The 19,258-nt window shown below is 62.9% G+C and carries 21 protein-coding genes, 1 tRNA gene and 1 pseudogene; 11 read left to right on the top strand and 12 right to left on the bottom strand.

The annotated features are described in order from the left end of the window. Positions 1 to 2: 2 nt before the first annotated feature. Complete coding sequence (locus QFZ46_RS00990) at positions 3 to 1,223, top strand: dihydrolipoamide acetyltransferase family protein (protein WP_307357449.1); 1,221 nt, start codon at positions 3 to 5, stop codon at positions 1,221 to 1,223. A 162-nt stretch (positions 1,224 to 1,385) separates the two neighbouring features. Here the strand turns inward: QFZ46_RS00990 and QFZ46_RS00995 are convergent, their stop codons facing one another. Continuing rightward, positions 1,386 to 2,420 carry a methionine synthase gene (locus tag QFZ46_RS00995; protein WP_307357452.1) on the bottom strand — a complete coding sequence of 345 codons (1,035 nt, stop codon included), beginning with the start codon at positions 2,418 to 2,420 and terminating at the stop codon, positions 1,386 to 1,388. 20 nt (positions 2,421 to 2,440) lie between these two features. After that, a complete protein-coding gene (locus QFZ46_RS01000) occupies positions 2,441 to 3,433 on the bottom strand; it encodes a DUF1852 domain-containing protein (RefSeq protein WP_307357455.1) in 993 nt (330 codons plus the stop codon). A 125-nt stretch (positions 3,434 to 3,558) separates the two neighbouring features. Between QFZ46_RS01000 and QFZ46_RS01005 the strand changes: the two genes are divergently transcribed. Next, positions 3,559 to 4,500, top strand: coding sequence for a LysR family transcriptional regulator (locus QFZ46_RS01005; RefSeq protein ID WP_307357458.1), 942 nt, complete (start codon positions 3,559 to 3,561; stop codon positions 4,498 to 4,500). Between the two features lie 239 nt (positions 4,501 to 4,739). Here QFZ46_RS01005 and QFZ46_RS01010 read toward each other — a convergent pair whose 3' ends face one another. Further along, entirely contained in the window at positions 4,740 to 5,129 is a 390-nt protein-coding gene (locus tag QFZ46_RS01010; RefSeq protein WP_307357461.1) for a hypothetical protein, read from the bottom strand. 168 nt (positions 5,130 to 5,297) lie between these two features. Continuing rightward, positions 5,298 to 6,467 (bottom strand): hypothetical protein, encoded by a 1,170-nt coding sequence (locus tag QFZ46_RS01015; RefSeq protein WP_307357464.1) that lies wholly within the window; start codon positions 6,465 to 6,467, stop codon positions 5,298 to 5,300. A gap of 529 nt (positions 6,468 to 6,996) precedes the next feature. Between QFZ46_RS01015 and QFZ46_RS01020 the strand changes: the two genes are divergently transcribed. The 3 genes from QFZ46_RS01020 to QFZ46_RS01030 all read left to right on the top strand — a co-directional run bounded on the left by QFZ46_RS01020 (position 6,997) and on the right by QFZ46_RS01030 (position 10,331). After that, entirely contained in the window at positions 6,997 to 7,662 is a 666-nt protein-coding gene (locus QFZ46_RS01020; RefSeq protein ID WP_307357467.1) for a hypothetical protein, read from the top strand. A 76-nt stretch (positions 7,663 to 7,738) separates the two neighbouring features. Next, complete coding sequence (locus QFZ46_RS01025) at positions 7,739 to 9,238, top strand: hypothetical protein (protein WP_307357470.1); 1,500 nt, start codon at positions 7,739 to 7,741, stop codon at positions 9,236 to 9,238. Positions 9,239 to 9,305: 67 nt separating this feature from the next. After that, positions 9,306 to 10,331: a hypothetical protein gene (locus QFZ46_RS01030; protein ID WP_307357473.1), complete on the top strand. Its 1,026-nt coding sequence runs from the start codon at positions 9,306 to 9,308 to the stop codon at positions 10,329 to 10,331. On the opposite strand, the gene QFZ46_RS19985 is transcribed toward QFZ46_RS01030, so the two are convergent. Then, positions 10,266 to 10,787, bottom strand: a complete 522-nt coding sequence (locus tag QFZ46_RS19985; protein WP_373457626.1) for a recombinase family protein — start codon at positions 10,785 to 10,787, stop codon at positions 10,266 to 10,268. The genes QFZ46_RS01030 and QFZ46_RS19985 overlap by 66 nt on opposite strands. Next, positions 10,712 to 10,885 carry a recombinase family protein gene (locus tag QFZ46_RS19990; protein WP_373457627.1) on the bottom strand — a complete coding sequence of 58 codons (174 nt, stop codon included), beginning with the start codon at positions 10,883 to 10,885 and terminating at the stop codon, positions 10,712 to 10,714. The genes QFZ46_RS19985 and QFZ46_RS19990 overlap by 76 nt, the downstream gene beginning before the upstream one ends. 15 nt (positions 10,886 to 10,900) lie before the next feature. Here QFZ46_RS19990 and QFZ46_RS01045 point away from each other — a divergent pair, with 15 nt between their 5' ends. Next, entirely contained in the window at positions 10,901 to 11,401 is a 501-nt protein-coding gene (locus QFZ46_RS01045; RefSeq protein WP_307357475.1) for a hypothetical protein, read from the top strand. Positions 11,402 to 11,420: 19 nt separating this feature from the next. On the opposite strand, the gene QFZ46_RS01050 is transcribed toward QFZ46_RS01045, so the two are convergent. The 3 genes from QFZ46_RS01050 to QFZ46_RS01060 all read right to left on the bottom strand — a co-directional run bounded on the left by QFZ46_RS01050 (position 11,421) and on the right by QFZ46_RS01060 (position 13,008). Continuing rightward, positions 11,421 to 11,870 carry a P-loop NTPase fold protein gene (locus QFZ46_RS01050; protein WP_307357476.1) on the bottom strand — a complete coding sequence of 150 codons (450 nt, stop codon included), beginning with the start codon at positions 11,868 to 11,870 and terminating at the stop codon, positions 11,421 to 11,423. 168 nt (positions 11,871 to 12,038) lie between these two features. Then, entirely contained in the window at positions 12,039 to 12,890 is an 852-nt protein-coding gene (locus QFZ46_RS01055) for a toll/interleukin-1 receptor domain-containing protein (RefSeq protein ID WP_307357479.1), read from the bottom strand. 41 nt (positions 12,891 to 12,931) lie between these two features. After that, positions 12,932 to 13,008, bottom strand: a tRNA-Pro gene (locus tag QFZ46_RS01060). 107 nt (positions 13,009 to 13,115) lie between these two features. Here QFZ46_RS01060 and QFZ46_RS01065 point away from each other — a divergent pair. From QFZ46_RS01065 to QFZ46_RS01075, 3 genes are read left to right on the top strand one after another with little or no spacing between them, the layout of a single operon-like run. After that, on the top strand, positions 13,116 to 13,700 hold the full coding sequence (locus QFZ46_RS01065) for a GNAT family N-acetyltransferase (RefSeq protein ID WP_307357481.1): 585 nt from the start codon (positions 13,116 to 13,118) through the stop codon (positions 13,698 to 13,700). Positions 13,701 to 13,743: 43 nt separating this feature from the next. Further along, on the top strand, positions 13,744 to 14,415 hold the full coding sequence (locus QFZ46_RS01070; RefSeq protein WP_307357483.1) for a lysoplasmalogenase: 672 nt from the start codon (positions 13,744 to 13,746) through the stop codon (positions 14,413 to 14,415). Continuing rightward, positions 14,412 to 14,795 carry an RNA-binding S4 domain-containing protein gene (locus QFZ46_RS01075; RefSeq protein WP_307357484.1) on the top strand — a complete coding sequence of 128 codons (384 nt, stop codon included), beginning with the start codon at positions 14,412 to 14,414 and terminating at the stop codon, positions 14,793 to 14,795. Before QFZ46_RS01070 ends, QFZ46_RS01075 begins: the two co-directional genes overlap by 4 nt. A 23-nt stretch (positions 14,796 to 14,818) precedes the next feature. Here the strand turns inward: QFZ46_RS01075 and QFZ46_RS01080 are convergent. After that, positions 14,819 to 15,310, bottom strand: a pseudogene (locus tag QFZ46_RS01080) (NUDIX domain-containing protein); the annotation flags it as partial. A gap of 80 nt (positions 15,311 to 15,390) precedes the next feature. Between QFZ46_RS01080 and QFZ46_RS01085 the strand changes: the two are divergent. Together QFZ46_RS01085 and QFZ46_RS01090 are read left to right on the top strand one after the other, a co-directional pair. Next, positions 15,391 to 15,948: a phosphorylase family protein gene (locus tag QFZ46_RS01085; protein ID WP_307357485.1), complete on the top strand. Its 558-nt coding sequence runs from the start codon at positions 15,391 to 15,393 to the stop codon at positions 15,946 to 15,948. 3 nt (positions 15,949 to 15,951) lie between these two features. After that, positions 15,952 to 16,884: an arginase family protein gene (locus tag QFZ46_RS01090; protein ID WP_307357486.1), complete on the top strand. Its 933-nt coding sequence runs from the start codon at positions 15,952 to 15,954 to the stop codon at positions 16,882 to 16,884. 30 nt (positions 16,885 to 16,914) lie between these two features. Here the strand turns inward: QFZ46_RS01090 and QFZ46_RS01095 are convergent, their stop codons facing one another. Both QFZ46_RS01095 and QFZ46_RS01100 read right to left on the bottom strand, forming a co-directional pair. Then, positions 16,915 to 18,090: an epoxide hydrolase family protein gene (locus tag QFZ46_RS01095; protein ID WP_307357488.1), complete on the bottom strand. Its 1,176-nt coding sequence runs from the start codon at positions 18,088 to 18,090 to the stop codon at positions 16,915 to 16,917. Positions 18,091 to 18,151: 61 nt separating this feature from the next. Further along, a complete protein-coding gene (locus QFZ46_RS01100) occupies positions 18,152 to 19,225 on the bottom strand; it encodes a Glu/Leu/Phe/Val dehydrogenase family protein (RefSeq protein WP_307357489.1) in 1,074 nt (357 codons plus the stop codon). Between the last annotated feature and the right edge of the window lie 33 nt (positions 19,226 to 19,258).

Below are 19,258 nucleotides of genomic sequence, written 5' to 3' on the forward strand. Positions count from 1 at the left end.
CCATGATCGACATCCACATGCCCCGGCTCTCCGACACCATGGAAGAGGGCGCCATCGCCGTCTGGCACAAGAAGCCCGGCGATGCGGTCGCCGTCGGTGACCTCCTCGTCGAGATCGAGACCGACAAAGCCACCATGGAGTACGAGGCGTATGACGCCGGCGTGCTTCTCGACATCGTCGTCCCCGAAGGCGAACAGGCAACCATCGGCACGGTCATCGCCCGCATCGACGACGGCATTTCCGAGACCGGAGATTCGGCAACGCCGACGCGCGCCGACGATGAGTTCGCTGCGCCTCCCCGCCCGCCTTCCGAGCGACTGTTCGCCACGCCTCTCGTGCGCAGGCTCGCCCGCGAGCACGCGATCGACCTCACCCTTGTGACCGGCTCGGGCCCCGGCGGTCGAATCGTCCGCGCCGACATCGACGATGCACTGAACCGTGAGGACCCGACCCTCGACGAGGCGGACATCACCGTCGAGTCCTCTGCAGTTGCGAACCGCGCCGTATCGACCGATGACGCACGGCAGTCGACCGCCGTACCGTTCGACAGGACCCGACAGGTGATCAGCCGTCGTCTCGGCGAGAGCAGCAGCACTACACCGCACTTCTTCGTCACCGCAGTGGCCGATGTCGAGTCGCTTCTGGCTCTGCGCGCCGATATCAATGCGCACGCCGCATCGTCGGGCCGACCCAAGATCAGCATCAACGACCTCCTGGTCCGCGCCTGCGCGGTAGCACTCCGCGAGCATCCGGGAGTCAACGCCTCTTACACACCGGAGGGGCGCGGAGCAACGCTCCTGCATGAGCGCGTGAGCATCGGCATCGCCGTCTCCGCCGGCACGGGGCTGGTCGTTCCGGTGGTCATCGACGCCGATCAGAAGTCGGCATCGCAGATCGCATCGGACTCCAGGCGGCTGACCGGACTCGCGAAGGAAGGCAAGCTCGGCAATTCAGACATGGCAGGCGGAACCTTCACGATCAGCAATCTCGGCATGTACGGCGTCGAACAGTTCACCGCGATCATCAGCCCGCCCGAAGGGGCGATCCTCGCCGTGGGCACCGCGAAGCCAGAGCCCGTCGTCATCGACGGGTCCGTCGAAGTCCGTCACCGGATGCGGTATACCCTCTCCGCCGACCACCGAATCATCGACGGTGCCCTCGCCGCGCAATTCCTTGCATCCCTCACCGACCTGCTGGAGAGCCCCCTGAGCGTCATCGCCTGAAACAGTCCATATCGGCGCTCGGCGACTTCCATCGCGGCGGGGACGCCACGCGCGCCCCGCCGCGGTATTTCCGTTCCAAGGAGGCGTGCTTCGAGCCGGCCCTGGCGGAGTTTTGGCGGAGTTCATAGCCGTCATCGCCGCCAGGCACCTCTCCCGCGGATGCTACTTCTCGGCCGTGAGTTCTTCGCGAAGAATGTCGGCACCAGCGCTGAGTGCGTGCAGCTTGCCGCGCGCGACGTCACGCGGCAGCGGCGCCAGGCCGCAGTTCGTGCTCGCGATGAGCTTGTCCGCGTCGACGAAACGAAGCGCATCCCGCAGGGTGTCGGCGACCTCCTGCGGGGTTTCGATCGTCTGGCTGGCCACATCGATGGCTCCGAGCATGACCTTCTTGCCCCGGATGAGCTCGATGAGTTCCAGGGGAACGTGGGAGTGGTGGCTCTCCAGCGAGATGATGTCGATGCTCGAGCGCTGCAGAAGCGGGAACGACTTCTCGTACTGGCGCCACTCCGCCCCGAGAGTAGCCTTCCAGTCGGTGTTCGCCTTGATCCCGTACCCGTAGCAGATGTGCACCACCGTCTCTGCGCGCAGGCCCTCGGCCGCCCGCTCCAGCACCTCCACGCCCCAGTCCTGCACATCGTCGAAGAACACGTTGAACGCCGGCTCGTCGAACTGAATGATGTCGACCCCCGCCGCCTCGAGCTCTCTCGCCTCCTGATTCAGGATCGTCGCGAACTCCCATGCGAGCTTCTCGCGGCTCTTGTAGTGGCGATCGTAGAGAGTGTCGATCATCGTCATCGGACCGGGCAGGGCCCACTTGATCGGCTGATCGGTCTGCTGGCGGAGGAACTTCGCATCCTCGACGAACACGGGCTTCTCACGGCCCACGGCACCGACGATCGTCGGCACGCTCGCGTCGTACCTGTCGCGGATCCGCACCGTCTCCCGCTGGTCGAAATCGACACCGGAGAGATGCTCGATGAACGTCGTCACGAAGTGCTGGCGCGACTGCTCTCCGTCACTGACGATGTCGATTCCCGCGTGACGCTGCTCCTGGACTGCGATGCGCAGCGCGTCCTGCCGGCCCTCTACCAGGGCGTCACCCTCCAGTTTCCACGGAGACCACAGGGTCTCAGGCTGGGCGAGCCAGGACGGCTTCGGCAGGCTGCCGACGATCGACGTGGGCAGAAGCGTGTGCATGATCGGTGGTACTCCGCTCATCATCCGACAGGAACGGGGTAGGTGGCTGCCCACTGCTCGAGGAATTCTCCGTGCGGCTTCACGAGGTGTTCGTGCGCGAACTTCCCCTGCTCGGTCGCGAGCCGACTGCGCTCGTCGCGATCGTAAGCGATCTTCGTCACCGAGTAGTCCTGCTGCTCGAGGCTCGGCTGATAGACGCTCGCCGCGGCCGAGTTCGCGTTGTAGATCTCCGGTCGGTAGATCTTCTGGAAAGTCTCCATCGTGCCGATCGTGCCGATGAGTTGAAGGTTCGTGTAGTCGTCGAGCAGATCCCCGCGGAAGTAGAACGCCAGCGGCGCGACACTGCCGTGCGGCATGAAATAGCGGACCGAGAGTCCCATCTTGCCGAAGTACTCGTCGGTCAGCGAGGAATCCTTCTGCTCGTACTCGACACCGAGGATCGGGTGGTGATTCTCGGTGCGACGGTACGTCTTGCTCGTCGAGACGCTGATGCAGATCACCGGCGACACCGTGAAGCGTTCCCGGTAGGCCTCCGAGTCGAGGAAGTGCTGGAAGAGCTTGCCGTGCAGATCACCGAAGTCGGCGGGAACGGCGAACCCGCCTGCGGCTTCGCTCGCCGCCGGCAGCCGCACGCTGAAGTCGAAATCGCGGACGTAGGACGAGAAGTTGTTCCCCACGATCCCCTGGCTGCGCTTTCCGGTGAGACGGTCGAGGATTCGGATGTCCAGAACCTCGAGCAGCGGGAACTCCTGGTCCTCGCCTTCTGCGGCGAACTGCACCGCGACGGAGACGATCTCGAGCTCGAGCGTGTACCGATCCCTCGTCGGGTTGTCCCAGTGCGCCAGATCGTTGAACCGGCGGTCGATCATCGTCAAGGCATTGCGGAGGTTCTGCTGACGATGCTCACCCCGCGCCAGGTTGGCGAAATTCGTGGTGATCCGGGAGTTGTCCGACGGGGAGTAATCCTCGTCAAAGCGGGTCGTCGTGATGCGGAAAGTGAAATCGTGCGCCATGAGGTGCCAATCGGTGAGCTGATCGGCCGGGCTCGGCCTCGCGAAGGTGGGGTCCCTCCATGGTGGCGGCTCAGCACCCCTATCGAGAAATGCGCTGCGACTATACCTTGGCATAGTGTGAAGCTATGGCAAGGCGATCGAGCGGCATCACGCTGCAACAACTCACGTACTACATCGAGGTCGCCGCAGAGGGGTCGATCAGCGCTGCCGCCGATCTGCTCTACGTCGCACAGCCCACGATGTCCGCGGCGATGAAAGACCTCGAGAGCAGAGTGGGGCGCGGCCTGCTCCTGCGCTCGGCCCGCGGTGTGACGCTCACCAGCGATGGCGTGGAGTTCCTGGGATACGCCAGGCAGGTCGTCGAGCAGGTGGCGCTCCTCGAACAGCACTATCTCGATCGACCGCCGTCACGGCGTCTGCTCGGGGTGTCGACGCAGCACTACTCGTTCGCTGTCGACGCGCTGGTAAGGATGGTGAAGGCGAGCTCAGCGGCCGAGTACGAGTTCTCGCTGCGGGAGACGCGCACGTGGGACATCATCGAAGACGTCCGCACCCTCCGCAGCGAGCTGGGGATCCTCTACCGGAATGACTTCAACCGGAACGTCATCGACAAGCTGCTGCGGGACTCCGGGCTCGCTTTCCATCCGCTCTTCGTCGCCGAGCCGCACATCTTCATCTCCCGCAAGAACCCGCTCGCCTCTCGAGATCGCGTCACCCTCGCCGATCTCGCCGACGTGCCGCGGCTCACGTTCGACCAGGGCGCGAACAACTCCTTCTACTTCGCCGAGGAGATCCTCTCCACCCTCTCGAGCACGCAGGAGATCCGGGTCTCCGACCGTGCGACGATCTTCAACCTCATGATCGGGCTCGACGGATACACCATCTCGACAGGCATCATCAGCGACGACCTCGACCCCGAAATCGTCGCCATCCCGCTCGACGTCGACGAGCACATCGAGATCGGCTGGATCGGCCACTCCGCGATCCCGCTCACCGACCAGGCGCAGCGCTATCTCACCGAACTGCGAACTGTTGTCTCGGGGTTCGGCGTGACACTTCTCGGCTGACCCTGTCCGCCGGTCGGCCGCCGAGGGAGGACGCGGCGTCCGGGCGACAGGACCGCAAGAAGCGACCACTTCTCCTCGACCACGCTCAGCGCCCACGCCGCAGAGCACGAACGCACTCGCTCGATCTTGACATCGTCTCCTGTCGGCGGACTTCTGGTACATCTTGTTCGCGATGTGGCGGCCCTCGCTCAGACCTGGTTCGCGGCGTCAGGCAGCACGCGAATGCCGATAAGTCGACTTCAGTCTTGTTGGGACCGGACACGAGCCAGCGAGGCCGAAGGTCCCGATGAAGGTCTCACCATGAAGGAGTCATTCACTGCTCGGTCTTCTCGGCCGGGGTGTACCTCAAAGCCGAATGTTCCGCCGATCTCCCCCCAGCGCACGGTTTCGTTCGCACACCGCGATCGCTCGTGCAGGGCACGGATGAATGTTTCCCAGGCATCGTTGTCGCCAACGTCGTTCATCGCCTGCTGGTAGAGCGTTGCGACCGCCGGGTCAGTGAGCACTGCTTGTTCGATGCTCTGCCATGAGTCGTTGGGGCTGACCAGTTGCGGGGCGTCGCCCAGCTCATCGAGGTAGTAGAACCGCCCCATACCTCCGTATATGTCGAGCGATTCGATGATGGGCACAACGACAGGATCGTTGTCCACCTCAGCGAGGAGCGACCTCCATCCGACGACCGGCATCTCGCGTCGGCGGCCGAACAAGCCAACGCCCTCCTCTCGACCGCCGGACAGCCCGAACAGGCACGTCATGGTCGAGGGATCTGACAAAGCGTCCGCCCGAGAGCGTGATCCTCATCCTCTCCCGGATGCGTCGGTGCGCGGCCAAGGGCTTATGTATTCGGTTCCTGCGACTCGACCATAAGAACTGGCGTGCTGTCTGACAAGCCTGGAGAGTGGATCGCGGGGGAAGGCCACTTCTGACATCTTCGGGACTACTACCGGCCCGTCGCCACGTGCTCGGAGTTGACGGATCGATCGTCTGTTCGTCTCGTCATGGTGGTCCCTCGGGTGGGGGTTCTCGCCTAGAAACCAGAAGTGCCCTGCAACTTGATCTGCCGCCTGGAGGTCCTTGGTAGTTCCCTCGTCGTCGGCAGTTTCGGCGTCGAGACGTTCTTTGACTCCTTGGCTGTAGGTGCGGAGTTCCAGTGCAGCGATCGCAATGGCATAGAGCAGTACCAATTCGCTCGCGTAGTGGTCGTAGTGAGGAGTCGCTCCGTCGAGGTAGCGGCCATACAGCCGTAGGTCGCTGTTCGTAACAGGGTGCGCGTAGCTGGAGAGAAACCTGTAGTGGACGCTGAGCCGCCCGGAGTCGGCAGCGTCGACGAGTCCGTTCTCTTCGAGGTTCTCCAAGAGCGCGGACCACCGGAGGTACACAAACCAGCGAGCTTCGTTCTCACTAGCACGACGTCGTAGTTCGTCTTTAGTGAGGAAGCCGTCATCCTCTTGGTCGGCGGGCTTTCCTAGAAGACCGTCGTACTCATCGATCAGGAAGTAGTAGATGCTCAGTTTTTCCTGGTTGCCGTGCTCGTCGGGCGCCGACAGTAGTCCCCGCCTTCGGATGGTTACGTCACCCTTCTTGGTGCGGTTCCAGGTGTGGATGTTGGCGGTCCAATCGGCGCCTGCCTCTCGTTCCCGTTGCCACTCTTCCCAGGTCTCATCTGAAACCGAACGCATGCGCTCCACATACGTGTCGCAGAGGAAGACTAACCAATCGAAGACTGCGTGTTCGAGACCGGTTCGGAGGATCGTGAACGCTGGACCGTAGTGATGCCTATCTGACAACTGGACTGCGGAGTCGAGGTATCGTCCTAGGCTCGCTGCGCGATTGGCTTTGTCTCCGAACTCGACATGGAAGGTGTCGCCTCCGAAGTCCATGTTGGCGTTGTCGCGGCGAACTCGCAGTCGACGCTCCAACCGGTCCCACACGGCTCGGAGTTCGGCATGCGTGTCATCAGCGGTCACAGTTCCCACTCTGCCGTAGTTGCTCTCGCTCGGGCGAGCTTCTTTGCAGGGAGGCTCTACTAAGGACCAGGCGGATCGCACCAACATGACACGGGAGGCAGATCCTGTGCCCTCGGTCCTAGAACGCTTCTGGTCACCGTTTGGTCCACGGCACCGTCCAGCGCCGCTTGGTCCCACTGAAAGCTCTCGACCGAATGTTCCAATAATTCAACGTCCCCGTTACGGCGGTCCAGATTCGTGAGATTCTTGGTCTAGCCAGGGATTTTCGGCAAAGTTCAAACCACGCTTCAAGCGAGCCTGGACCCGCCTGAGCGAAGAAGTCCGGGTAGACGTCGCGACTCGGTCTCGTTCTCTTTCCGATAACCATGCGCTTGTCGCAAGCTCAACTCGGAGACCGAGGAACAGTACCTCGAGACCAAGGGGAGACCCTGAAAGTCGCTACTGCATCACGAATCCGGATCGTATGGAAGTGGCAGAAGGCTTCCGCCGCCGTTTGATAGATGTCCTCGGCTGGGTATAGAGATTATCCATGACCGAAACGATATTCTGGGCCGCCGTGCAAGGCATCGGTACTGTACTTGCCGCGATTGCTGCAATGATCGCTCTGGTTCTCGCAGGGCGGCAGCTAGGCGAACTGGTCTCTTCGAACAAGCTACTGACGGCGTCGAACAACGCGATGACCGAATCGAACGTCGCGTTGACTAGACCGTATGTTGTCGTGGATCTTGAGTTCCTCCCATCTGTCAGCCGTTCAGGAGAAACATTAGGCACGTCTGTCTTCGTCGTTATCAAGAACGATGGAAAAACCGCGGCCCACAACATCCGCATGAGCACCGACCGTCCCTTCGAGTCCGTCAGCGAGCCAAACACTGATGGGTGGCGCAAGTCGCTGGAGGATCTGAACCGGATGGCGAATGGCGCGACGATCTTGCGCTCGTTGACGAACACGCGGCCGCTGAAGTACTACCTTGATGGCACCGAGCTTTTCGGAAAAGCTGACGAGCCCGGACCGTCGTGGACAGTTTCCGTAGATTACGAGGACGGCGAAGGACGCGGATTCCATGATTCATTTGCTCTCGAAGTAGAGGCTTGGCGTCGTTCAATCGTGATCGCGGACCCGCTCGTGCGCATCGGCAAGTACATCGATTCGGTAGCTCACGAAGTGAAGTCTCTTACTAAAGCCGTCAACTCATAGGCCCTAGCGGCCAATCAGTCTCAACTAGCGTGAGCGTCTGCCTGACACCGCCGCCGAACTGCGCTACTTTTCCACTATGAAGCCCGATGAGACCGCCGTTGATTCGCCTGCGGACGCCGCGAGCGCTCCATCGAAAGATCCAGTAGAAAAGTCACCGCCCACCCTCGACCAGCGCTTCAGGTTCGCTGGCACAGATTTCACCGACTCCTTCGACGCGCTGCGGGAGACTCATACCGAGCTGTCGGGGGCGGCCGCTAATCTTGACAAACTCGGTTCAATCTGGGAAAACCTACCGCCGGGTGTTGAGCTGACTCGCGACGAGAAGCAGCGACTAATCACTGAACTGCGGTCGATTCCGCCGGAGGATTTCAGCGCACGTACTCTACTGGACAAGCTTTGGGAAGTCACCGCCGATGACGCATGGGGGCCAGCCTTCACCACGACCACCATGACGAAGTTCTTCCGGCCCCTCAGGGAGCCTATATTTCACGGCGCGCTATTGATTAGCGCGGTCGCTAGCTTGGAGGCGCATTTGGGCCTGCTGGCGGAGAACTATTACCGCGCTGCACCTGTTGCACTGCACGCTGCGGATTCTGGAAATGGACGACGAGCCGATCAACCCAAAGAGGCTCCCAAGGAGTTCTCGCTCAAGGACCTACAGACCCTCGGCTCGATCGATCAGGCGATCGAAGCCGCGATTGAGGCTAGGGTCAGCAAACTTAGCTACGGAAGCCTCTCTGACTGGCGCAAGTTCTTCGACGACCGGATGAACATCGATATGGCCGAGCAGGGCACACCATGGCAGGAGGTTCTGGAAGTTTTCGAACGTCGACACTGTCTTGTGCACAGCGAGGGGCGCGCGTCCGAGCGCTACGTGAAAGCGACGAAGGCCTCTGAACCGAAGGCCGACCTGAGGCCAGACCGGGAGTACGTGTCGTCAGCGATCGACGCACTCCAAGTGGTAGGGACTCTCCTTCAGGCTGCTGTCTGGAGGAAGTTCACGAAGAACCATGCCGAGATCTATGACCAACTCGAGATGATCGCGTTCGGTGCTCTGAACGATGAACGCTGGGCCTTCGCACTCCCGCTGTACGAACGATGCCGGGAACTGCCACTGACGAACGAAGAGGTCCTAATGACTACCGTGAACATTTGGCTGGCTCGGAAAGGAATGTCCGGTGTCGATTCGATCCGCGACGAAGTAGAGCAGTGGGATGTTTCTGGAGTAGACGAGTTGTACGTTTTCGCGAAGGCCTGCATCCTGGACGACGTCGATTCCGCCTTCGCTCAGCTGCCAACCCTGGTGGAGCGTAAGAAACTGTCTGGCGCTGCCCTTGCTACTTGGCCTTTGACCGCTCCACTGAGGGCTGATCCGCGCATCCGGGAGTACGGCGAGCTGGTTCGCGGATACCTATCCACCGAGATCGAAGAGTCTGAGCTGGCCGCGGAGGCCGCCTCAGATCCAACCTCCGACGTTGAGGTCACTGCAGAGGCGCCGCCCGAGGGAATCGCCGACACCTCTTCGGCCGCTGTAAGCCCCGAGGAGAAAGGAATGAACGCCCCTGACTCTGAGTGATCACGTTGAGTCGTACCCCTCCACGCCTGTTTCCGTCGATGTATGTGCCTGGCGCTAAGCTCCTGCCATGAGCGAGGGGGACGCAGTGGATCCGATCATTACGGGAGCGATTGCAAAGGCTGGCGAAGTCGGCATGAAGGCCGCTGACTCGGCGACCAAGGAGGCTTTCTCTCTCCTGTCGCGTCTTCTTGGTCCGTCCGCTGACGTGATCGGGGAGGACTGGGCTGACCGTCTTCGACAGAAGAACATGACTCGTCTGCTCAAGAAGACCGAGAAGTTGGCTGCGGGGAAAGAGGATCCGGGTTGGGCGCAGCCGAGAGTCGCCAACGCTGTCTTCGAGGCGGCACAGTACGCAAATGATGAGATAGTGACGGACTACCTGAGTGGAGTGCTCGCGAGTTCTCGAGAACCGGACGGTGGCACTGACGACGCGCTGCCCTGGTCCAGTTTGGTTTCCCGGCTGTCGGCGCTGCAGCTCCGTATTCACTACGTCCTCTACTTAAACCTCCGCCAGGTCCTCAGCGCCAGCGAAGACCACCAACACCTCTATGACTTCGAGTCGAAGGAGGTGGCGATCCCAATGAGAGAGTTCCTTAGCGCGGTCGGTCTAGATCCAGACCAGTCGGACTTTCAACGCTTCGCTGACGCACTGCAAGGACTGATGCAAGAGGACTTAGTCCATGACTTCGCCTACGGACCTCGAGATTTCTTCACCGAGAGGGACGCAAAAACGTTTCCTCCGCTCGACCTGCCCGGCATGCCTGATAAGCGACGAGTCTTCGAGCCTCCCTACGTCGACGCACTCCTGATTCACTACTCCCAGTTTGGGGTCCAGTTCTTCTTGTGGGGTGTGGGCATGGGAATGGGCCACGACGTGACTTACCTCGATCCGAATCTCGATCTCTCCCTAAATGACCCCGATGCACTTGTCTCGACCGAACCGCTCACGAGCGTAAGTTTCTCGGACGACTTCTGGACCGAACACGAGATTGAGAAAGAGCCAGGCTGGGAATCTACTACGCTCCGATTAAGCCGCCCGCCGAACGCTCGTCGGATACCACCGCCCACCCTTCGGTGGCGCGATACCGGCTGAGTTAAGGTCGTCAGCGATCGATTGGAGCGTCAGACCCTTGGCGCGCATCGCGGCGATCTGATCCGCGACCTCGGCAGGGACTGCGGAGACTGGGCCGGGAACGATACCCCGCTCTCTCTTAACGACAGCGAGAGCGGCCTTGGTGCCTTCGCCGATGATCTTCGCCTCCCATTCGGCAACCTGCATAAGAATCCCTGCGACCAGTTGCCTGGTCGCCGTGGTCATGTCGATACCGAGGTCGAGCGCGATCAGGCTCCAACCCTGTCTCGTGGCGGTCCGCAGGATGTTGCCGAAGTCGACGACGGATCGAGACAACCGATCGAGCTTCGCGATCACCAGGGTGCGTACTCCCCCGAAGTACTCCCCCGAGGCAAGGAGAGCTAGAGCTCGTTGGACGCCGTCGCGTCGGAGGGACCGAGCGCTCTTGCCATGGTCAACGATGTAGTGGACGTCCACCCTCGGCGCTCGGCCTCACGCTCGATCACCTCTCGTTGAGCATCAACGTCGTAGTCCTGCCGATCCGTTGAGACACGGAGATAGCCAATGACGTTCACGGTGCAGCTTCCGCCATGATGGTGTCCGTGGATGACTTCTTTGTACCGCTCATCACCGCGTTCGTTGCGACCGGCCTTGGATCGCTTGTGTCCGCTATGCAGGCACGTCGAGCTAAGAGCGCGTCGGATGCTGAGGAGCTCGAGCAATCTCGGCAGTCTGAGGAAATATCGCGGCTCCTCAGCGAGGCTGAGAAGACACTAGAGGATGGCCTGAAGGAAGTCCGAGACGTTCCTGTCGACGACGCACTCGAACAGCGCGAGTCAGACCCTTCTTCGACCTTTGACGTATCCGTCCCGAAGGCCGAGCACCTCAACGCGATGCGCTCAGTCACGGTCGAGCGCGCCGTCAAGAAGGCCCTTGAGGAGTTTGCTGAGAGAGAGAACGCTAGCCGCGCGCGCGAGCGAAAAGCTGACCGGCGGTTTGCGCTCTGGCTCGCGGGTCTTGGCTTCTTCGGCGGCTCGGCCGTTACCATCGTCGTCTCGTGGATCTTTGCGGCAGTCACTGGAGCACTCTGATCGAACGGTGTTCCTCCCTTCATAGTGCGACCTTGCCTTCCATCAGGCAGTAGAGATCACCCTCGACGAAGTGGATTACTGCTCCGCTGGCCGGGTGTAAGCCCGTCCAGAGGTAGTCCCCTTCCTCGAAGTCGACGCTCCAACCAGCGTCCATGATCGCGGTGAGAATCTCGCCGAGGAGCGACTCTTTGATACCCAGTTGCGGGTCGTAGCGCCACGGGTCAGTTTCGATCACCAAGCGGGTCGGCGTCTCCCCCTCCGCAGGCTGAAGCTGACGGCCGATGAGCCGTAGCACGGAGGTCTTGCCGCTGCCCCAACTGCCGGAAAGACCCAAAGCGATCTGGTCGAGGCAAGGGTCGAGCACGGCATCTACCACGGTTGACGCGACTGCGTCGAACGATAGGCGGTCCATATCCGTTGGCTCGTCAAGGAACAGCGGATATGAAGTCATGTTCTCCGACTCGCCCATACTGAATCCCTCTCATCGCAATAAGGCGTTCCGCCGATCAGCGGCTCTGCCTTATCGGTCGCGTACTCGTAGCCAACCGTCCCGAGCGGCGCCGCCTCAAAGTGATGTTTCCTGAACCGGATGCGCATGGCTTCGTCCCATTCCAGATCATCAAGATTGCGCGTGTCCTTAGCCTCGCGAACCCAAATAGAGATGCATCCCTAGCTCGGCCATACACGCGAGCGTACTAGTCGCAGAGTGGTCGATCCGTGGCTGGGCCGGCTCTTTCAAGAGCACTGCCTCAGCGATCTTCGCAGCCACCTCACCCATCGGCGACTCGCCTGTCTCCAGACCGGACCGCGCTCCGAGCAACGGGCTAACATCCCGCAGTTCATCGAAGGTCGTGCCGTGAGCCACCGGGATGACTCGGTCAGTCGCCAGGAGAGCAGCAAGTTCTTTTTGCGCAATGCCCTCAGCAATGATGCTCTTGTACAGCGCCGGAGTGACGAGGACGATCCCGATCCTGGACATCCGCAGACCCTTGTCGATCTGTCCGAGCAGAGACGTACCGAGTGGCACATCCTTCTCAATAAGCCAAACCGTTACGCCGTTGGCCTCTAATGCGTCGTGCAGCTCCTTTGCTGCACCCATGCGATCCGGCCAAGCATGGCAGAGAAACAGGTCACGACGCTCAGGATGAGCCTGCGCTTGGCGCTCTGCTTCCCTCCGAATCGGGGCGAGAGTTCGGCGTTCGGCCGCTGTGTACGAAACTGAGCTCCCTCCGCCAGACCGGCTACCGCTACCCGAGGAGCTGCCACCGCTGGTCCTGGGCGGAGGAGTTGGCTCTGAGTATCGCGGATAGTACGCGCGCGAACGACCACCATGGACCGGGCAGGCCGCGGTTCCGCTAGCCGTGCGATGACCTTCCCGGGGTGCGGTGCATTGCGTCATATCCGCGGTATGACCCCGCTGCCTCCAGGGCGTGCTCGACACGCCGTGCCAACGGGAGGGGTTTTGGAGGGGTTGGCGTTTCCCGGACATTCAGAAGGCCCGGAGACTCTTGCGAGTTTCCGGGCCTTATCTGGTCGGGCTGACAGGATTTGAACCTGCGACCCCTTGACCCCCAGTCAAGTGCGCTACCAAGCTGCGCCACAGCCCGTTGTTCTCCGCTCTCGCGCAGGCAACTCCACTATCTTAGCCGCACCCAGGCGCCATCGCGAACCGCCACTCTTGCCCGTGTCTGTGACACGGCGTAGCCTGCCCGACATGTCAAAGATCACGACCACGCTCGCGAGCCCCGACGTATGGGACGACATTCAACATGCTCTCAGCGGGGGCGGCGATGGCCGCAGCTGCCAGTGCGTGTGGCCCGTGCTCACGAACAAGGAGTGGGACGCAACTGACCTCGACGAGCGCACAGCGCTGTTCCAGAGCGAGGTCGCTTCCGAGAGGCCACCGGGACTCGTCGCCTACATCGACGGCGAGGCCGCAGGGTGGATGCGCATCGGGCCGCGTCCGGCGCAGCACCGCCTCGCACGAACGAGGAACATCATCACCACCACACTCGAACCGCTCGGCGACGACACCGTCTGGGCCGTGACCTGCTTCGTCGTACGCAAGGAATACCGCGGCCAAGGGCTGAACGCCGCGCTCCTCGAAGCGGGCATCGAGTTCGCCCGCGCATCCGGGGCTCGAATGATCGAGGGCTATCCGATCGACACGTCCGTCACCGATCCACGCGTCAACGATCTGTTCCATGGTGCTCTCTCGACTTTCCTCAACGCGGGCTTCGCCGAGGTCGCCAGCGCCAAGCCAGGTCGACCGCTGGTGAGCTTGACCCTCGCGGCCTGACCACTGGCACGGCATCGGGTGCCGGCGAACCTACGATGGAGGGATGCAACGCGGCGCCCAGACGAGAACCCCCCTCCCGTGGGCGTTCGTTCCGTACGTCGTGATCTCGATCGTGCACGTCGTCGCCCTCGCGCTGCAGAGCGACATCGCCTCCCCCACCAAGCTGTGGCTGATGCCGTTGCTCGCGGTCCCGGTGCTGTTGTCGGTGCGCCTGCGCCCCACGAGCGCGATCGCACTGCTGCTCGCCGCCATCGCCCTGTCATGGCTCGGCGACGGTGCCGGCGCGTTCTTCCCCGGTGGACCAGAACTCCCGCTGATGCTGATGTTCTTCGGACTCGCGCACATCGCCTACATCGTGCTCTTCGTGCGCGTGATCGCGGTGCGACGGATGCCGTGGTGGGCACTCGTGTTCGCGGTGTGGTGGATCCTGATGCTCGTCGTGCTCGGCCCGCACACCGGCGAACTGTTCTTCGCCGTCGCAGCATACGGCCTGGTCCTAGGCGGCACTGCAGCGTTCTCGACGCGCTGTCATCCGCTGGTCGTGTGGGGCGGCGTCTTCTTCCTGATCAGCGACACCGTCCTGGCCTTCCGGCTCTTCACGCCGGACTCCATGCCGCAGTGGACGAGCCCCCTCGTGATGCTCACATATACGCTCGGCCAGGGGCTCATCGTCGCAGGTGCCCTCATGAGTGTGCGGGCAAGGAGGAGCGCATGACGAATGCCCCATCGCAGGATAAGCCCGTGCGGGTGGACAGCTGGCTGTGGGCGATCCGCGTCTACAAGACCCGTTCGGCTGCCACGACCGCATGCCGCGCCGGGCATGTACGCGTGAACGGCGAGAAGGCGAAGGCCGCCCAGACCGTGAAGCCCGGCGACGAGCTGCGCGTGCGCATCAGCGGCTTCGATCGCATCCTCTTCGTGCGAAAGACGCTCGTGAAACGCGTCGGAGCGCCGGTCGCCGCCCTCGCCTACGACGATCGCACTCCTGCACGCGAGCCCCAGGCGATCATGGGCATGCGAGATCGCGGTGCAGGTCGCCCGACAAAACGCGAGCGTCGCGACATCGACAAGCTGCGCGGGCGCGAAGACTACTGATACTCAGCGGTGCACGGTCATCCGAGTTCGGCGCGCAGGCTCGGCCACGATGCAGCGAACCCCGGATGCAGCGGACGGTCGGTGACCTCATCCACCGGCACCCACTCGAGAGCCACGCTCTCCGGGTCGCTGATCACGGGCGTGAACTGTTCGACCACGTCGGCGACGACAGTGGTGTATGACCAGATCTTCAGGTCGAGCACGCTGGTGAAGCGAACTTCCACAGCACCGGACGGGATGCCGGCTTCCTCCGTCGCCTCGCGCAACGCGCCATCGATCGCCGACTCGCCCTCGTGCAGCGCCCCGCCAGGCAGACCCCACGTGCCGCCGAAATGGCTCCAGCTCACCCGATGCTGAAGCAGAATGCCGCGCTCTGCATCGACGGCGAGCAGACCGGCTGCACCGAAACGACCCCAGTACTTCTCACCCGTATCGGCGACGACCCAGGCGTCGCCGGGATCGCGCGGCCCGTCAGGGCGCCGTGGCTCACCGGGGGTTGGAGGAACGATCGTCACCCCTCCACCCTGTCACAGCATCCTCCGATCCGGCTGCCCGGAAGACCCGAGACGTAACGCGCGTCTGGGATGATGAAGCGGTGAAGCTTCTCGTCGCTGCCCTCGAATCCGAACTCGTCGCCTTCTCCGAGCCTCTGGAAGGCTTCGACCGTCTCGTGACGGGACCCGGCAAACTCAAGGCGACCTACGGCCTGACGCGCGCGCTCGATGCCAGCACCTACGACGAGATTGTCGTGGTCGGCACAGCCGGCGCGCTTGACCCCGACCTCGCCGCCGGCGTGTATGAAATCGACGTCGCCTTCCAGCACGATGTTCGTGATGAGGAAGGCGTGGCCGGACAGCACGTCTCGATGCCGCCGCGAATGATCCTCGGCCAGGGCACGATGACGATCGCCACGGGCGACAGTTTCATCGACGATGCGGATGCGGTCATCGGCATCCGCGCGCTCGGTGGTCAGCTCGTGGATATGGAGTCCTACGCGTACGCGTGGGTCGCCACGCAGTTCGGCGTACCGATCCGCATCTGGAAGGCGGTGTCCGACCGCGCCCAGGACGATGCGAACACCACCTGGAACGAGGCCGTCACGGCCTGCAGCCACCAGCTGCGCGACCGCATCCGCGACGAGTTCAGCGTCTAGACCATGTCTTCCGGGCGGCGATGGGGCGCGATCGGCGTACCGTCAAGCGCTGGCGGGCACACGCCGGGAATGGACCTTGCACCGGCTGCAGTACGTGAAGCAGGCCTCCAGTCGCTCTTGGGAGCCAGTGCTGACCTCGTCGTCGATCACGGTGACATATCCGGGTTTCGACGCCGCCCCGATCCGGACCGTCCTGACCGTCAGAACATCGCGGAGGTGGTCAGAGTGGCCATCGACACGGCAGCGGCTGTCGTCGATGTCCTCCACGCCGGCGAGATCCCCCTGGTCATCGGCGGCGATTGCACAGTGACCATGGGTGTCGTAGCTGGCTTCCATGACGCGGGGCAACCGTGCGCGCTGCTCTATTTCGACGGCGGCCCCGACCTTTACACGCCGGGCCGCACGGAATACGGCAATCTCGATGCAATGGGACTCGCCCACATGCTCTCCGTCGCCGGAAGCGACGCGCAGCTGACATCCATCTGGGGCGATGCTCCTCTCCTCCGGTCGGATGAAGTCGTCGTGTACGGCGACGTCATACCGGAAGATCCACAGGATCTCGAGAACATCGTCGCAACGCAGCTTCAACTGCAGCGAGTACCCGCCACCAGGATCCATCAGGGCGTCGCCGTCGCGGCACGCGCCGCCCTCACCGCGATCGAACAGGCAGGCCCGCGTTTCCTCGTTCACTTCGACGTCGACGTACTCGCTCATATGCACATGCCCCTCGCGAACATGCCTAACCCTGACCGAGAGCCGTGGGGACTCACGGTCGAGGAAGTCATCGACAGCCTGCGTATCTTCGCCGCCAGTGATCGCTTCGCGGGGATCGTCTTGACGGAGGTGAACCCCGGCAACGCACCCGACCAGGAGGTTCTGGTCCGGTACGTGAAGATGATCACCAGTGGGCTGGATCGAGCACGCGCAGCGTCATGAGCATGCGGAGTGCGTACGGTGCTCGCCCACTCATCGAGCAGCGGCCAGTACCGCGGCAAGACCTTCCTGGAGATCCTTGACGAAATAGTCGGGCACTTCCAGTGACGGGAAGTGTCCCCCGGCTTCCGGCACGTTCCATCGGACGATCTGCCGATACCGCTCCTGCGTCCAGGCCCGAGGGGTGCGCGACTCGATGTCACCGGGATACATGGTGATCGCCGAGGGGACGTCGACTCGGAGGTCGGGGTCCAACGAATGCGGGCTCTCGTAGTAGATGCGTGCCGCCGACGCACCGGTGCGCGTCAGCCAGTAAAGCGTGACGTCATCCAGAATCCTGTCTCTGGAGATCGTCTCGAACGGGCTGCCTTCGGTGTCCGACCACTCGGCGAATTTGTCGAGAAGCCAGGCGAGGAGCCCCACCGGTGAGTCGACGAGCGAGTAACCGATGGTCTGCGGCCTCGTCGCCTGCTGCTTCGCGTACGCCCGATGGTGCAGCCAGAAATCGCGCGTCTCCTCGACCCATTCGCGTTCGATCGTCGTCAAAGAGTCCGTCGTCATCCCTGGCGGCGCCAGCGCGAAAGTCGTGTGGATGCCGACGACATGCTCCGGGAACATCCCGCCGAGGACTGTGGTGACGTTACCGCCCCAGTCTCCGCCGTGGGCGAGGAACCTGCTGTAGCCGAGCCGTCCCATCAGTTCCACCCATGCGTCTGCGATCTTTTCAACTCCCCACCCCGTGGTGGTCGGCTTGTCGCTGTAGCCGAACCCCGGGAGCGACGGGGCCACGACGTGAAACGCCGGCGTATCCGCATCTCTCGGATCTGCCAGCTCATCGATCACGTCGACGAACTCAGCCACGCTGCCCGGCCAGCCGTGCGTCATGATCAGCGGCGTGGCATCCGCGCGCTTGGATCTGCGGTGCAGGAAATGGATGCTGAGATCGTCGACGGTCGTGCGGAACTGTCCGATCCGATTGAGGCGCGTTTCGAACGAGCTCCAGTCATACTCGGTGCGCCAGTAGTTCACCAGATCGACGAGATCGGCGAGCGGAACGCCCTGATCCCAACGCTGAGGATCCGGCGCTGGCCGGAAGACGGTCTCGGTCTCCGGCAACCGCGCCGCCGCCAATCGCGCGCGCAGATCGTCGAGGTCCGCATCGGTCGCGTGGGCGTCGAATGCGTGCACTTCGTCCGTTGTGTGGGACATGGGGCCTCCTGAGTTCCCTCGCAAGGGTGCCATAGACCGGGGACACCCTTGCGAGGGTCGCTCAATGCAGTACCGGCGTCTCCGCTCCCGCCCGCAGACGTGCTGCCGCGAGCTCTTCCGCAGCGGCCAGCGGAGTGATCCCGCGCTCTTCGGAGTCGGCGAGGATCCTTCGGACGGTGTCGCCGATGTGCGTCACGCGATCCATGATCTCGGCACGAGAACCGAGCTTCTTCGCCTCGTGATCGAGGTAGATGACGCCACCGGCGTTGACGACGAAGTCGGGGGCGTACAGGATGCCGCGCGCGGCCAGGCGGTCGGCGCCGCTGTGCGATGCGAGCGGGTTGTTGGCCGGACCGCATACCGCCGAGGTGTCGAGTGCATCGATGACCTCATCCGTGAGCAGTCCACCGATCCCGGCCGGCACGAAGACGTCTGATGCGACGAGATGCTCCGTTCCCGGCTCCGCCCACGCCGCCCCGAGCTCTCCGGCGAGGTGACGACGCTCCGAGTTGACGTCGGTGACCGTCAGCAGCGCTCCCTCGGCAGACAGGCGCACGGCGAGACGCCCGCCGACCTGGCCGAGTCCGGAGATCGTGATCCGCCGCCCTGCGACGTCTCCCGAGCCCGTTGTGCGCTCCAGCACGGCGCGCAGTGATTCGTAGACGCCGAGGCTCGTGGGCCCGGCCGGCTCGCCCGATCCTCCTGAGGCATCCGGCAATCCGACGACGTGCGTCGTCCGTTCCCCGACGACAGCCATGTCGTCCATCGTCGAACCGACGTCCTCCGCCGTGCGATACAGACCGTCGAACGACTCCACGGCATCACCGAGATCGAGGAACGCGGCACGTCGTCGCTCGGCGTCGAGCACCGTCCCCGGCTCCATCCCGATGACGGCCTTGCCGCCACCGGCGTCGAGCCCGGCGGTCGCGTTCTTCAACGTCATCGCAGCGGACAGCCGCAGCGCATCGCCGAGCGCATCGCTCCAGTGCGGATATGTCCACAGTCGTGCGCCGCCGAGCGCCGAGCCGAGCACGGACGAATGCAGAGCCACGGCGATGAAGAGGCCACTGCGTCGGCCGGTGATCACCTCCACGCGTTCGTGGGTGAAATCGGGCAGGGGCAGGGTGTGCGTCATCGCATCCTCTTTCGGCGGGCCTTTTGGGCACAG

It is taken from the genome of Microbacterium murale (assembly GCF_030815955.1).
Taxonomy (GTDB): domain Bacteria; phylum Actinomycetota; class Actinomycetes; order Actinomycetales; family Microbacteriaceae; genus Microbacterium; species Microbacterium murale_A.